The 12,794-nt window shown below is 74.1% G+C and carries 12 protein-coding genes; 4 read left to right on the top strand and 8 right to left on the bottom strand.

The window, feature by feature from the left end:
• Positions 1-22: 22 nt before the first annotated feature.
• The 4 genes from AB0761_RS24600 to AB0761_RS24585 all read right to left on the bottom strand — a co-directional run bounded on the left by AB0761_RS24600 (position 23) and on the right by AB0761_RS24585 (position 4,359).
• Entirely contained in the window at positions 23-448 is a 426-nt protein-coding gene (locus AB0761_RS24600) for a hypothetical protein (RefSeq protein WP_377271317.1), read from the bottom strand.
• On the bottom strand, positions 448-1,713 hold the full coding sequence (locus AB0761_RS24595; RefSeq protein WP_377271316.1) for an amidase domain-containing protein: 1,266 nt from the start codon (positions 1,711-1,713) through the stop codon (positions 448-450). The genes AB0761_RS24600 and AB0761_RS24595 overlap by 1 nt, the downstream gene beginning before the upstream one ends.
• Before the next feature lie 7 nt (positions 1,714-1,720).
• Entirely contained in the window at positions 1,721-2,038 is a 318-nt protein-coding gene (locus AB0761_RS24590) for a type VII secretion target (RefSeq protein ID WP_377271315.1), read from the bottom strand.
• Between the two features lie 227 nt (positions 2,039-2,265).
• Positions 2,266-4,359: an N-6 DNA methylase gene (locus tag AB0761_RS24585; protein ID WP_377271314.1), complete on the bottom strand. Its 2,094-nt coding sequence runs from the start codon at positions 4,357-4,359 to the stop codon at positions 2,266-2,268.
• 206 nt (positions 4,360-4,565) lie between these two features.
• On the opposite strand from AB0761_RS24585, the gene AB0761_RS24580 reads away from it, so the two are divergent.
• The 3 genes from AB0761_RS24580 (at position 4,566) to AB0761_RS24570 (ending at position 7,008) form a co-directional block, all read left to right on the top strand.
• Entirely contained in the window at positions 4,566-4,778 is a 213-nt protein-coding gene (locus AB0761_RS24580) for a hypothetical protein (RefSeq protein WP_377271313.1), read from the top strand.
• A gap of 79 nt (positions 4,779-4,857) precedes the next feature.
• The gene (locus tag AB0761_RS24575; protein ID WP_377274304.1) at positions 4,858-5,655 is read left to right on the top strand and encodes a metal-dependent hydrolase; all 798 of its coding nucleotides are present in this window, start codon (positions 4,858-4,860) and stop codon (positions 5,653-5,655) included.
• 210 nt (positions 5,656-5,865) lie between these two features.
• Positions 5,866-7,008, top strand: a complete 1,143-nt coding sequence (locus tag AB0761_RS24570; protein ID WP_377271311.1) for a PP2C family protein-serine/threonine phosphatase — start codon at positions 5,866-5,868, stop codon at positions 7,006-7,008.
• Between the two features lie 113 nt (positions 7,009-7,121).
• Here AB0761_RS24570 and AB0761_RS24565 read toward each other — a convergent pair whose 3' ends face one another.
• The 3 genes from AB0761_RS24565 to AB0761_RS24555 all read right to left on the bottom strand — a co-directional run bounded on the left by AB0761_RS24565 (position 7,122) and on the right by AB0761_RS24555 (position 10,548).
• Positions 7,122-8,759: a hypothetical protein gene (locus AB0761_RS24565; protein ID WP_377271310.1), complete on the bottom strand. Its 1,638-nt coding sequence runs from the start codon at positions 8,757-8,759 to the stop codon at positions 7,122-7,124.
• 216 nt (positions 8,760-8,975) lie between these two features.
• Positions 8,976-9,755 (bottom strand): NAD-dependent deacetylase, encoded by a 780-nt coding sequence (locus AB0761_RS24560; RefSeq protein ID WP_377271309.1) that lies wholly within the window; start codon positions 9,753-9,755, stop codon positions 8,976-8,978.
• Between the two features lie 91 nt (positions 9,756-9,846).
• On the bottom strand, positions 9,847-10,548 hold the full coding sequence (locus AB0761_RS24555) for a DUF2238 domain-containing protein (RefSeq protein ID WP_377271308.1): 702 nt from the start codon (positions 10,546-10,548) through the stop codon (positions 9,847-9,849).
• Between the two features lie 245 nt (positions 10,549-10,793).
• Between AB0761_RS24555 and AB0761_RS24550 the strand changes: the two genes are divergently transcribed.
• Positions 10,794-11,222: a PPOX class F420-dependent oxidoreductase gene (locus tag AB0761_RS24550; protein ID WP_377271307.1), complete on the top strand. Its 429-nt coding sequence runs from the start codon at positions 10,794-10,796 to the stop codon at positions 11,220-11,222.
• A gap of 107 nt (positions 11,223-11,329) precedes the next feature.
• Here AB0761_RS24550 and AB0761_RS24545 read toward each other — a convergent pair whose 3' ends face one another.
• The gene (locus AB0761_RS24545; RefSeq protein WP_377271306.1) at positions 11,330-12,622 is read right to left on the bottom strand and encodes a cytochrome P450; all 1,293 of its coding nucleotides are present in this window, start codon (positions 12,620-12,622) and stop codon (positions 11,330-11,332) included.
• Positions 12,623-12,794: the final 172 nt, after the last annotated feature.

Below are 12,794 nucleotides of genomic sequence, written 5' to 3'. Positions count from 1 at the left end.
TCCCGGGTGCCGCCGCCGGCGGTCAGGGTCGCGGGGCGGGGGTGTGCAGTCCGGAGCAGGTGTTGGGCTGGTAGCCCCGGCCGCCCAGGGTCTCCTTCACCTCCACTGCCTGTACCAGCAGCGCGACGACGGCGAGCACGACCACCACCAGGGCGGCGCGGTGCACCGCCGGGCTGAGGGCGGTCCCGTGGCGCGGGGCGACGAAGAGCTGGTGGCACAGCCAGCCGACGGCGGCCAGGCCCAGCAGCAGCCCGGCGGCCGCCGCCGCCGGTCCGAAGGCGGGGATGCCGGGCCCGGACCGGCAGGCGTCGACGAGGGCGCCGACGTAGTGGTCCCAGGTCCACATGGCGAAGCCGGTGGCGGCCAGCCCGAGGACCAGTACGGCCAGCGGCCACCGTGCCCGGAGGGTGGCGGCGGCGGGCGGGTTGAAGCGGTCGGTGGTGGTCATCAGTACCAGTTCGGTTCGACGCGGACGACGCGGATGTTCTGCTGCCCCTCGGCGGCCAGTTCGTGGTTCTCACGGCCGTTGAGGGAGACATTGAGCCGCTGGTCGCTGTGCTGGGTGTAGCGGATGTCGCCGTCGGGGGTGACGGCGGTGACCACGGCGGTGTGGTGGATGGTGCCCTGCTTGATGCCGCTGTTCTGGTCGGAGGCCTCTTCGAAGAAGATGATGTCGCCGGGCTTGGCCTGGGACACGGGCACTTCGTGGCTGCCGTTGTCGGTCAGGAAGTCGTGCAGGTTCTGGGCGCCGCCCCAGGAGTTGGTGTGGGTGTGGCCGTTGCGGTCCAGCCAGTCCCAGCCCCAGGTGCCCGCGGTGCTCTTGCCCCAGCCGTCGCCGTCGAGGGTGTTCCAGCCCTTGTACTGCACCCCCGAGTGGTGCAGACCCTCGGAGGCGAAGTTGGTGCAGTTGTTCTCCCCGTCGATGTCGACGTCGCTGTCGTTCCAGTGCTCCATGGTCCAGCGCACGAACTCCACCCGGTCGAACTTGCCGTCGGTTCCGCGCAGTTCCTGCTTGACGCTGTCCGGGATGCCGTTGAGTCCGGCGATCTCGACCGGGTCGGAGAGCTTGAGCTGCTCCTGCTGCTCCGGGGTGAGGGAGTCCCACCACTCGGCGACCAGGGCGGGGTCCTTGCCATCCGGGATGTCGCCCTTGTACATGTTCAGCTCGACCTGGGAGGCCTCGCCCTGGATCTCGTTGAGGGCCTTCTCCGGGTCGACCACGCAGGTGTCGCCGGCCAGCTTGTCCAGTTCGGCCGCGCACTGCCGGTCGGCCTGGTCGGCCTGCCGGAGTGCCTCGTCCAGCAGGGCGGACACCTCGGCGCCGTAGCGGTGTCCCTCGGGTACGGAGCCCTGGCCGTTGGCGCTGAGTTCGCCGGTCTGCTCGTCGACGTCGAAGCCGTAGTCGGCCGCCATCCGCAGGCCGTCCTGCAGGGTGCGCTGGGCGTACTCGATGCTGGTGGTGAGACCGTCCAGGACCATGGCGACGCCGCGCATGATGTCGGCGGCGGATTCCAGGGTGTCGGCCTGGGCGGCCAGTTTGGCGCCGGCCGACTGGCCGACACGGTCCTGCCAGTGCTCGTCCAGCGGGCCCTTGCCCTGGCCGTGGATGTCGTTGCAGGCCTGCTCGGACTCCTTGGCGAGATTGAGCCACCCGTCGGCGGCGGCCTGCCACTGCGCCGGGCTGGCCTGCTTGAGCTGGGCGATGGTCACCATGCCGGCCTCAGCCCGCATTCAGGTCGGTCAGCGCCTGCTGGAGGCGGCGGGTGGCCTCGGCGTCGGCGGAGTCGTACGAGTCCGCCGAGTCGTTGAGCTGGTCCGCGTAGGTGTGCAGTTGCTGGACGACCGCGTTCATATGGTCCTGCCAGGCCTGGGCGCAGGCGGCTACCGCTCCGGCGGACTCCCAGCCGCCGTGCGAGGCGGCGGCTCCGTAACTGTCGTCCAGCCAGTGGCCGGCTTTGGGGCCAAAACCACCGGCGACGGTGCGCAGCCCTGTCGCGGACTCCCTGAGTGCGCCGGGGCGGATCTGGATGTCAGGCACTGTTTCCCCCGTGTCTGTCTGTCCGTCGGATGACGGCCGTCGATTCGCGGCCCCACCCTATCGATCAGTCAAATCCTACGAATGCCCCTGGTAGCGGGCGTCCGCGGAGGGGTGCGCGGTCCCCGCACCGCGCGGTATCCGCGTCGGTGAACAGCCGAGGCGGTGCCGCCCGCGGCGGCCGACGGTCCGGCGAGGGACGGCCGGCGGCCCGGGCGACCCCGGGCGGCTCAGTCCTCGGCGTCGGGCGCGAGGGCGCCGGCGGCCAGGGCGTCGGTGAGCGAGTGCACCAGGTCGGTGCCGACGGAGGCGGCGACCGCCAGGGTGCGTTCAAAGGAGTCGAGCCGCTGGAAGGCCGCACCGTAGCGCCGCTGATCGGCCGGCGGCAGCCGAAGCACCTGCATCCGGCGCAGGTCGACCCGGGACGTGGTGGAGGCGTGGGTGCCGGCCTGCCGGACATTGGCCCTGCTGCGCAGGCTCCCGGCCAGGAACCAGGGGTCGAGCGCCGCCGGGTCCGGCCGCAGGGCATGGACCTGGGGGCCCAGCACCACGGCCGTGTCCCCGGCCACTCGGGTCGCGGCCAGATGGGGAGCCACCGCGACGACGACATCGCCGGGGCGGGTGGCCGGCCACGCCGGGTCGACCTCGGCGGCGGGCAGCCAGCCGGAGGGCTCCGCACCGGCGAGGACGTCGGCGGCGGAGAGCACCGGCACGGCATCGGGCGGCGCCTGGCCCTCGCGGACCAGGGGCTGGTGGGCGGCCGTACCCGTGTGGAGGGTGAGATGGCCGCTGCGCAGCAGATCGCCGACGGTGACGACGGGGCCGCCCGCCGCGGGGGCAGGCGTCGGACCGGTCCCGCGCAGCTCGGCGGCGAGGGCGAGGGCGTCCCGCAGGGCGGTGCCGAGCTCGGCCAGCCGGTCCTGGACGTCAGGGGCCTGGCCCGCGGCGACACCGTGCGGGATGTGGCGGGCCGGGGTGAGGTCGACCTCGTCGTCCAGCAGGTCGATGATCCGTACGGCGCGGTGCTCGCCCGGCCGGTCCGCCAGCTGCACACCGCGCTGCTCGAACTCCCGCCAGGCGTCCAGCACCGTGCGGTGCACGGCGGGCCAGTCGGGGCCGGTACGGCTGTCGGCGGGGACGGCGGGGTGGGCTGCGGCCTGGGCGCCTGCCGCGTCCACCAGGAGCAGGCTCTCCGGGGCCGGGTCGGCACCGGGGCCGCGCAGCACCCACAGGTGCAGTGCCACTCCGTGCGGCGGCGCGGCGCCCGGCGGCAGGGCGACCACGGCCCGCAGGGCGCCGCGCTGCAGCAGGGCGCTGCGGATCCGGCGGCCGGCCCGGCGGGAGGCGGCGGCGGGCGGCATCAGCAGGACGGCGGTGCCGCCCGGCCGCAGCCGGGCCAGGGCGTGCTGCACCCAGGCGATCTCGGACTCGGTGCGCGGCGGCAGACCGTAGGCCCAGCGGTCGTCCCAGCTGAGTTCGTCGTGGCCCCAGTCGCGTTCGTTGAACGGCGGGTTGCAGACCACGGCGTCGGCGCGGACATCGGGGAAGGCGTCCTGGCGCAGGGTGTCACCAACCCGGATCGTGGGTGCCGGTCCGGGGTCCGCCAGGGTCCGGTGCTCAAAGGCGAGGCGGACGGCCGCCAGGGCGGCGCAGGTGGGGTCGGCCTCCTGGCCGAGCAGGGCGACCGGCCGCTGCAGGCCGCCGCCGGACGGGCCGGCGGTGCGCTGCAGGACGGTGGAGAGCAGGGTTCCGGTGCCGCAGGCGGGATCGAGGACGGTGAGGGCGGCGGCCGGGGCGGCCGACGGGGTGTCCAAGGGCTCGTCGGGGAGCGCCAGGGCGGTCATCAGCTCGGCGAGTTCCGCGGGGGTGGCGCTGATCTGCCGCACATGGGTGTCCAGCCAGCGTCCACGCAGGAACTCGAAGGTCTCATAGGGCCCTTCGGCCCGGGCGACCTCGACCGCCTTGTCCACCAGGGCCGGGTCCGGGACGGCCGGCAGGTCGGGCGGGGAGAGGTCGGCGGCGCCCTCGGCGGTGAGCTCCAGGCACCGGGCGCCGACGGCGGCGACGGTCTGGCCCATCCGGTCGCGGTCGCCGAGCGCGTCGAAGTGCGGCCAGAGCCAGTCGCGCTGATTGGCGGCGGTGAGCTTGCCCTGGCTGCGCAACCACTCCTCGACCTCGGCCAGCGCGAACAGCGGGCTGGCGTCGGTACCGCCGGCGGGGGCCGGGAAGTCCTCGTGCCGCCGGCGCCAGTTGCTGACAGCGGCACGCCCCACTCCGGCGAGCCGGGCGACCTCGGCGGCGGTCACGGTGACTCTTTCGGACACGGCGTCTCCGGTCTTGGGCGTCTTGGATGCAAGCCTTCCGCTCACGTGAATATACCGAGTGCGCATCCCCGTTGACCCAGCTCACAGCTGAGCACATCGTCATCACAAGATTACATGAAGACTGCACTAATCGACCCTTGACAGAGTTCACAGTGAAGTTGATCCTGACCTGAGCCGCCCCTCCCGACGTCCGAAAGGGCCTCCCCATGACCCACCACGACGCCCGGTATGAGGGCACCGGACCCGGCCCGGCCCGGGAGCGGCGGGCCGCGCAACGCCGTCTGGTGCTGATGTGCGGCTGTGTCGCCGTGATGTTCTTCGGACTCGGCTCCGCCTTCGGCGCAGACCTGGGCAAATCCCCCGCCGACAGCCCACGGCCGATGCCCACCGTGACGATCACGGAGACAGCCGCACCCTGAAGATCACGCGGGCGCTATGCTGCCGCGGTCCAGGTGCCGACTCCACGCCCTGGAACCAACCGAGGGGCGGGATTTGGCGATGATGGGGCCGGCGCATTCACTGTCCGGAGCGGCCGCGTGGCTTGGGGTGGGAGCGCTGGCCTACGGGCTCGACCACCCCATGCCCTGGCCCGTACTGCTGACCGGGGCGCTGATCAGCGCCGGGGCAGCGCTCGCCCCCGACCTGGACCACAAGGCGGCGACCATATCGCGCGCCTTCGGGCCGGTCTCGCGCTGGATGTGCGAGGTCATCGACAAGCTGTCGCACGTGGTCTACAGGTCCACCCGGGGCAAGGGCGACGCCGCCAGCCGCTCCGGCGGGCACCGCACTCTCACCCACACCTGGCTGTGGGCCGTGATCTGCGGCGCCGTGGCCGCGGGCGTCTGCGTCTTCGGCGGACGATGGGGCGTCCTCGCGGTCCTCTTCGTCCACATGGTGCTCGCGGTGGAAGGACTGCTGTGGCGTCAGGCCCGGACCTCCAGTGACGTCCTGGTGTGGCTGCTCGGTGTCACCAGCGCCTGGATGCTCACCGACATCCTCGACAAGCCGGGCAACGGGGCAAGCTGGCTGTTCGACCAGCCCGGGCAGGAGTACCTCTGGGTCGGCCTGCCGATCGCGCTCGGCTCGCTGGTCCACTGCATCGGCGACGCCATCACGGTCTCCGGCTGCCCGATCCTGTGGCCCATCCCGCTGGGGCGCAAGCGCTGGTACCCCGTGGGACCGCCCAAGGGCATGCGCTTCCGGGCCGGCAGCTGGGTGGAGCTGAAGGTGCTGACACCTGTCTTCATGGTGCTGGGCGGGGTGTGCGCCGTGACGGCGCTCGGCCTGCTGGGCTGAACCCGCCGCGCGGCGTGCGGAGGGCGGCGGGCAGGGCCCGGCGCCCTCCGCCGCCGGACGGCGGCACGACGCGGTCGCACGGCGCGGGGCGCAGGGCGCAGGGCGCGGGGCGCAGGGCCGACGTCGCAGCGGACGGCTGCCGGCGACCCGGCCGACGACGCGCCCGACGACGTGAGGAGAAGCCCGTACGACGGCGGTAGCGTGAGGTCCATGGCAGCTCACGGCCGCGGCGGGCCATCGGACGCGGGGAAGCCACCCCGTGCTCCGGGCCATGTCATGCCGTGGCTGCTGGCCCTGCCCACCACCCTGCTGCTGGTGGACGTGCTCACCCCGCCGGCCATGCGCCTGGGCCCGGTGATGATCTCCGCGCCGGTCTTCGCCGCGGTCTTCTGCGGGCCGCTGCGCACCCTGATCGTGGCCGCGGTGACCCTGTGCTGCATCGTTCTGGCCGCTTTCCACGACGAGATGGTGGGCACCTCCAACTTCACCGTCCAGCTCGCCGCCCTGCTGCTGATCACCTCCGCGGCCGTGGGCGCGGGCAGTGTGCGCAGCCGGCGGGAGCAGCAGCTGGCCCAGGTCCGCTGGGTGGCCGAGGCCACCCAGCGGGTGCTGCTGCGGCCGCTGCCGGCCCGCCTGGGGCCGCTGACCGTCGCCTCGCTCTACCTGGCGGCCGACGACGAGGCCGCGATCGGCGGCGACCTGTACGCGGCCTCCCGCCACGGCCGCATCTCCCGGGTGCTGATCGGCGACGCCGAGGGCAAGGGGCTGGCCGCCGCCGGGGTGGTCAGCTGTGTCCTGAGCGCCTTCCGGCGGTCCTCCCGGCGGCACACCACACTGCCCGAGGCGGCCGCCTATCTGGAGCAGGCCCTCACCGACGAACTGGTGGAGATCGAGCTCTCCGCACGGGCCTCAGAAGGCCGGCTCGGCGCCGAGCGCCCAGCCGGAGAAGGGTTCGTCACCGCCGTCATCGTCGACTTCCCCGAGGGCTCGGACCAGGTCCACATCCTCAACCGCGCCCACCCTCCGCCGCTGATCGTCCGGGACGGGCAGGTCCTCCCGGTGACACCGGACGTCCCCTCACTGCCCCTGGGCCTCGGCGACCTCTACGACGGCCCGGAGCGCATGGACACGGCCGACTTCCTCCCCGGGGACACCCTGCTGCTCTACACCGACGGCGTCATCGAGGCCCGCGACACGGACGGCCGGTTCTACCCGCTCACGGAACGGCTCCCCCGGTGGGCCGACCGGACGCCGGAGGAGCTGCTGGAGGCCGTACGACTCGACCTGTTGCACCACACCCGCGCCCGGCTCACCGACGACGTGGCCATGGTCGCCGTCCACCGCACCCGCTGACGCGGGCCGCCTCGACCCGTCGCCGTCCACACGGACGAGGCCGCACCACTGCCCCGGGGCAGTGGTGCGGCCTCGTCCGTGTCCGGCGCCGTACGGGAGACGTGGTGTGCGGGTCAGGAGGCGGAGCGAGCCGTCTCCACGGCCTTGGCCAGTGCCTCCTTGATACGGGGGCCGAGGCGGGTGAAGCCCAGCTCCTTCATTGCAGCGCGGAGCAGTTCGTCGTCGCTGCGCTTCACACCGTCGCTGTCGATCCAGCGGGCCAGGGCGGCGAGCTCGGTGGCGCTGTAGGCACTGATGGGCTGCCCGGCGGTGAGGGACGGCTTGCGCGGACGGCGAGCCTTGGCGGCGGGGCGGGCGAGCTCCGGCTCGGCAGCGGCCGGGGCGGGCTCGGGCTCGGCAACGGCCGGGGCGGGCTCGGGCTCGGCAACGGCGGCCGGGGTGGGCTCGGGCTCGGCAACGGCGGCCGGGGTGGCCTCGGGCTCGACAACGGGGGCAGGAGCGGCGGGCTCCGGCTCGGCGGCAATGGCCTCGGGCTCGGGCTGGGGCTCGGGCTGGGGCTCGGGCTGGGGCTCGGCGGTGGGCTCAGCAGCAGCGGCAGGAGCAGCCTCGGGCTCGGGGAGCTCAGCTACGGCAGCCGCGGCGGGCTCGGGCTCGGCAGCAGCGGGCTCGGGCTCGGGCTCGGCGACAGTCTCAGCCGCGGCGGGCTCAGGCTCAGCGGCCGGCTCGGGTTCCGGAGCTGCTGCCGGGGCGTCCGCCGCATCCTCCTCGTCCACCACGGGCTCGGCCTCGGGCTCCGCGTCCACGCCTGCCTCGACCTCGGCCTCGACCTCGGCCGGCTCGTCCGCCGCCACCTCGGTGTGCAGCGCGTCATAGGCGGCCACGGCTTCGTCCGCGTCCGCCTGACGCTCGGCCAGTTCCGTCAGCAGAGAGCCCAGCCCGGCCTCCTCCAGGCCGGTGCGCAGCTGGTGGAGCGTGGCGAGACGGTGCAGGGTGCCCTCGTCGGCGGCCAGGGTGTCGAGCAGTTCGGCGAGTTCGGCGAGCGGCAGGTGGTCCGGAGTGTGGTCCGGCAGCAGACGGCCGAGCTCACGCAGACTGGTCTCCATCCCCTGCAGGTGCTGGAGGATTCCGCCGAGCAGCTCCGCGTCGGAGGGCAGCGCGGGGGTGGTGCCCGGTGCGGCCTCCTGCCATGCGGTGCGGACGGCGACTGCCTCGGTCAGAGCGGTGTGCCGGGTCGCGCGGCGCCCCCAGGTGGAGACCGAGAGCCGCTTGGCCTGCTTGCGCAGGGCGCGCCGCGGGCCGGTGAGCGCGAGGCCGCCTGTGGTGGCGTCGGCGAGGGCGTCCAGGTCGGCCTCGTACGCGTGGGCGTGCAGGGTGCGCAGCGTCTCCTGGACCCGGGCCAGCAGCTCGACGGTGGCGCAGAACTCGGCCGGGGTGGCGGGTGCCGCAAGAGGGGTGGTCTCGGCGATGCGCGGGGCGGCGCCGCGAAGTGCGGGCAGGTCCCGGCCGCGGAGTTCGGCGAGCGCGGTGGAGGCGGCCCGGGCCTCCTCGGCGGTGGTGACGGCAGCGGCCGCGGCGTACCAGGGACTGGTCTCGGAGGTGAGGGTGAAACCCCCCTGGCTTGCGTAGCTCCGCAGGTCGTCGCGGGTGCTCGGGCGGCTGTCGCCGCCACCGGTCGGGCCGGCCTCGTGGGCACGCGGCTCCGGGAGGGCGGCAGCGGTGGGGGCTTCTTCGGTGCTGTGAGGCGCAGGCATGTGGAGTCCGGTTCGAGGCGAGGAGGTCGACTGGTCCGGCCAGCGGGGTCGAGGCGTTACTGGCCGGGCTGCTGCTGCGGTTCCGGCGCGGTGGGACGCATGGTGCTCCGGGGGCCGCGATGGACGCCAACAATACGGGGGGCGCGGGATGGCGTGCACGCACCCTCACGATGTGGTCCGGATTGACCGCCTGCTCCGCCGACCGCCTCCGCCGCGCTACTGCTCCAACTCCCCGGAGGGGATGGGCACTCCGGACTCGGCGGCGATCCGGCGTACCAGTCGGGGCAGTGCGCTGCCGATGGGCTCGCGCACGATCTCCTCTGCGAGGTCGTCGTACGGGGTCGGTTCCGCGTTGACGATGACCAGCCGGGAGCCGGTGGCGACGGCCAGGTCGACCAGCGAGGCTGCCGGCTGCACCTGGAGTGTGGTGCCGACGGCCAGGAAGAGGTCGCAGGCCTGGGTGATGGCACGGGCCTGACCGAGCACCACCGGGTCCAGGGCCTCGCCGAACATCACGGTGGCGGACTTCAGGATGCCGCCGCAGACGGGGCAGGCCGGGTCGGGCTCCCCGGCGGTGACCCGCTCCAGCGCCGTGTCCATCTCCGAGCGGGCGTGGCAGCCGGTGCACTGCACCTTGCGCGCGGTGCCGTGCAGCTCGATCACCTTGCGGTCGGGCAGTCCGGACCGCTGGTGGAGTCCGTCGACGTTCTGGGTGATCACGCGCAGCGGCACCCCGGCGCGCTCCAGGTCGGCCAGGGCCCGGTGGCCGGCGTTGGGCTTCGCACGGCGGGCGGGCGAGTCGCGGCGCAGCAGCCAGGAACGGCGGCGGATGTCGGGGTCGGCCATGTAGTGGGAGTAGGTGACGAGCTTCTCGGCCTCCGGGTCCCGCCGCCACAGCCCGTTGGGCCCGCGGTAGTCCGGGATGCCGGAGTCGGTGGAGATCCCGGCCCCGGTGAGGACCGCCACCAGGGTGTGGCGGGTCTGCTGCTCGTCCATGCGGGCCAGGCTATGCGCGGCATCGCGCGACGGGCCACTGGATTGCCGCGTGCGGCGGCGGTCGGCGCACCGCCGCCGCACGCGGCCTCGCTCAGCGCACCGCCGCGGAGGTGGGCCTCGGCTGCTCGGCAGCGGCGGGTTCGGTGGCCCGCCGCCCCCGTACGGTCCACCAGGCGCAGCCCGCCCCGATCACGGCGCCGAGCAGGGCGGTGGCCATGTCCTTCTGGGAGTCCCACATGTCTCCCTGCTGGCCGTTGTAGGCCTCGGCGGTCCCCGGCGAGAGGCCCACGGCCACCAGCCATTCGAGGAGTTCGTAGACCGCACCTGTGGAGACCACGATCTCCACGCCCGCCGCTGCGGCCCGCCCGGGCCGCCAGCCGCGGGCGTCGCGCAGCCAGCGGGCGAGGACCGGGGCCAGGCAGAGGCCGTAGGAGAAGTGGACCAGCCGGTCGAAGTCGTTGCGCCCCAGGCCGAGGGCGTCGGAGAGGCGGAATCCGGCGACCGCCTGGGTCCAGTGGTCGTAGGGGACGTAGGAGTACAGCCATCGGGCGGCGACGGTGTGCAGGGCGAGGAAGAGCAGGATCAGCAGCCAGGACGCCAGGGGGATGCGGTAGCGGCGCCAGACCAGGGCGATGGCGGCGAAGGCCAGCGCGGTGAGGCTGTGGTGCAGCGCCTGTTCGGCGGGCCAGTGCGGCCGCCACCAGCTGGCGGCCAGCAGCACCGCGTACGCCGCCAGCGCCGTACGGTGGCCCCGGCCGAACCCCGCCGCGGCGGTGCGCTTCTGCTCGCCCATCCCTGCTCCCCCCGTCTGCGGGCGCCCGGTACGGACCCGCCCGGCGAACGCTAGGACGCCGGGGCCGGCGGAGGGGGCGGCTTCACCCGGCCGAGAGCCGGCGGTGGCCCAGTCGTGATCGAGCACGGCCTTGGACGATCGCCTGCGACGCGCCCTGGACGCACGCCTTCCACGACCGCGTCCGAGGACGGCTTCAAGGGCTGCGGCCGAGTGCGCTCCCGCGGAGGTTCCCTCACCATGGGGTCATGGCCACCCCCATGAACGAGACCGAATGGCGCGCCTTCATCAGCGAGGGCACCCGCACCGGCAAGCTCGCCACCGTCCGCGCGGACGGGCGGCCGCACGTCGCCCCGATCTGGTTCCTGCTCGACGGGGACGACCTGGTCTTCAACACCGGCAAGGAGACGGTCAAGGGCCGCAATCTGGCCCTCGCCGACACGGTGTCGCTCTGCGTGGACGACGAGCGGCAGCCGTACGCCTTCGCCGTGATCGAGGGCAGGGCCCGGCTCAGTGAGGACCTGGCCCAGGTGCGTGCCTGGGCCACCCGGATCGCCGCGCGCTACATGGGCGAGGAGCGGGCGGAGGAGTACGGAGCGCGCAACGGCGTGCCCGGGGAGCTGCTGGTGCGGGTGCGGATCGAGAGGGTCACGGCGGTGCGGGACCTGGCGGCCTGATCCGGCCGCCCGCCCGAACTGCCGCCCGGCGGCCGGTCGCCCCGCGGTCAGCCGGCCCTCAGTCAGCCGGCCCTCAGTCAGCCGGCCCTCAGTCAGCCGGCCCTCGGTCAGCCGCCGGACCGGGCCGGCCCCGCCGCCGCGTCCGCCCGGCCGGCCTGGGCCGGGACCCGCACGCCGGCCGCAGCGGTGAAGCGCACCGGCAGTGCCATCGGCCCGCGCATGATCCCGCCCGGGATCCAGGCCACCTGCTCATACGGCACCGCGAGCTCCAGCCCCGGCAGTCGGCGCAGCAGCGCGCCCAGGGCGATGACGGCCTCCAGCCGTGCCAGCGGAGCGCCCAGGCAGTAGTGGATGCCATGGCCGAACGACAGGTGGTGCACACCGGCCCGGGTGACGTCCAGTTCGTCCGGGCCCGGCGTGCCCGGTGCGGCGTCGGTGGATGCGGCGTCACGGCCCACCGAGGTCAGGGCGATCTGCACGATGTCGCCGCGCCGGATCAGCTGCCCGCCCAACCGCACGTCGGCCGCGGCGAACCGCTGCGGGGTGAGCTCCACCGGGGCGTCGTACCGCAGGAACTCCTCGACCGCGCCGGGCAGCAGATCAGGCTGCTCCCGCAGCAGCCGCGCCTGCGCGGGGTGGCGCAGCAGCGCCAGTACGGCGTTGCCCAGCAGGTTGACGGTGGTCTCATGCCCGGCGACCACCAGGAGCACGGCGGTGCCCAGCAGTTCGGTGTCGGAGAGCCGCCCGTCGTCCTCGTCGCGGACCGCCACCAGCGCGGACAGCAGGTCGTCGCCGGGCTCGGCGCGCTTCGCGGCGAGCAGTTCGGCGAGGAAGCGGTTGAGGGCGGCGCCGCCCGCCCGGACGGCCGAGGGCGGATTGCCGAGCGCCTGCTGCGACCAGGTGCGGAAGTCGGAGCGGTGCTCCTCGGGGACGCCGAGCAGTTCGGAGATGACGGTCATCGGCAGCGGCGCGGTGAAGGACTCCACCAGGTCGGCCTCGCCCAGGGGCGCGATGGCGTCGATCAGCCCCGCGGTGATCTGCTCGATGCGCGGCCCCATGGCCTCGCTGCGGCGCGGGGTGAACGCCCCGGCCACCAGGCGGCGCAGCCGGGTGTGCTCGGGCGGGTCGGCGGTCAGCATGTTGCCGCCGAGGCCGACACCGGGCCGGTTGGAGATATGGCCGGCGGCTTCCAGGGCGGCGGCGGCCTGGGTGGCGTCCTTGCCCAGCGCCGGGTGGTGGAGCGCCTCCCGGGCCGTGTCATGGCCGACCACCAGCCAGCCCTCCAGCCCGCTGGGGAACCGCACCCGGTGCACCGGCCCGGCCTTCCGCAGCGCTGCGTAGCGGGCATGGGCGTCGGCCTTGAACTCCGGCGTCGCCACCAGCGGCGGCTGCGGCGGCACTTGGCCCAGTGGGCAGATCGCATCCCGCCCCGGCTGATCTCCGGACATCGCGCAGCCCCCCATCTGACACCGCGTCATCACCCTCGGCTGCCGTCACGCTACCAGCGGTCGCCGATGGCGTCACCGGCCTGCCGTGGGTGGCCGCGGCCCGATCACACCGCGGTAACGGTTC

This window comes from Peterkaempfera podocarpi (genome assembly GCF_042466665.1).
Classification (GTDB): Bacteria; Actinomycetota; Actinomycetes; order Streptomycetales; family Streptomycetaceae; genus Peterkaempfera; species Peterkaempfera podocarpi.
The sequence above is the reverse complement of the archived record's forward strand: the minus strand, read 5'-3'. Positions and strand labels throughout refer to the sequence as shown.

What these genes read in the sequence shown, in the direction of transcription:
- AB0761_RS24600 (WP_377271317.1), bottom strand. Translation starts at nt 448, where the DNA reads ATGACCACCACCGACCGCTTCAACCCGCCCGCCGCCGCCACCCTCCGG.
- AB0761_RS24575 (WP_377274304.1), top strand. Translation starts at nt 4,858, where the DNA reads ATGATGGGGCCGGCGCATTCACTGTCCGGAGCGGCCGCGTGGCTTGGG.
- AB0761_RS24565 (WP_377271310.1), bottom strand. Translation starts at nt 8,759, where the DNA reads ATGCCTGCGCCTCACAGCACCGAAGAAGCCCCCACCGCTGCCGCCCTC.
- AB0761_RS24560 (WP_377271309.1), bottom strand. Translation starts at nt 9,755, where the DNA reads ATGGACGAGCAGCAGACCCGCCACACCCTGGTGGCGGTCCTCACCGGG.
- AB0761_RS24570 (WP_377271311.1), top strand. Translation starts at nt 5,866, where the DNA reads ATGGCAGCTCACGGCCGCGGCGGGCCATCGGACGCGGGGAAGCCACCC.
- AB0761_RS24555 (WP_377271308.1), bottom strand. Translation starts at nt 10,548, where the DNA reads ATGGGCGAGCAGAAGCGCACCGCCGCGGCGGGGTTCGGCCGGGGCCAC.
- AB0761_RS24595 (WP_377271316.1), bottom strand. Translation starts at nt 1,713, where the DNA reads ATGGTGACCATCGCCCAGCTCAAGCAGGCCAGCCCGGCGCAGTGGCAG.
- AB0761_RS24550 (WP_377271307.1), top strand. Translation starts at nt 10,794, where the DNA reads ATGGCCACCCCCATGAACGAGACCGAATGGCGCGCCTTCATCAGCGAG.
- AB0761_RS24580 (WP_377271313.1), top strand. Translation starts at nt 4,566, where the DNA reads ATGACCCACCACGACGCCCGGTATGAGGGCACCGGACCCGGCCCGGCC.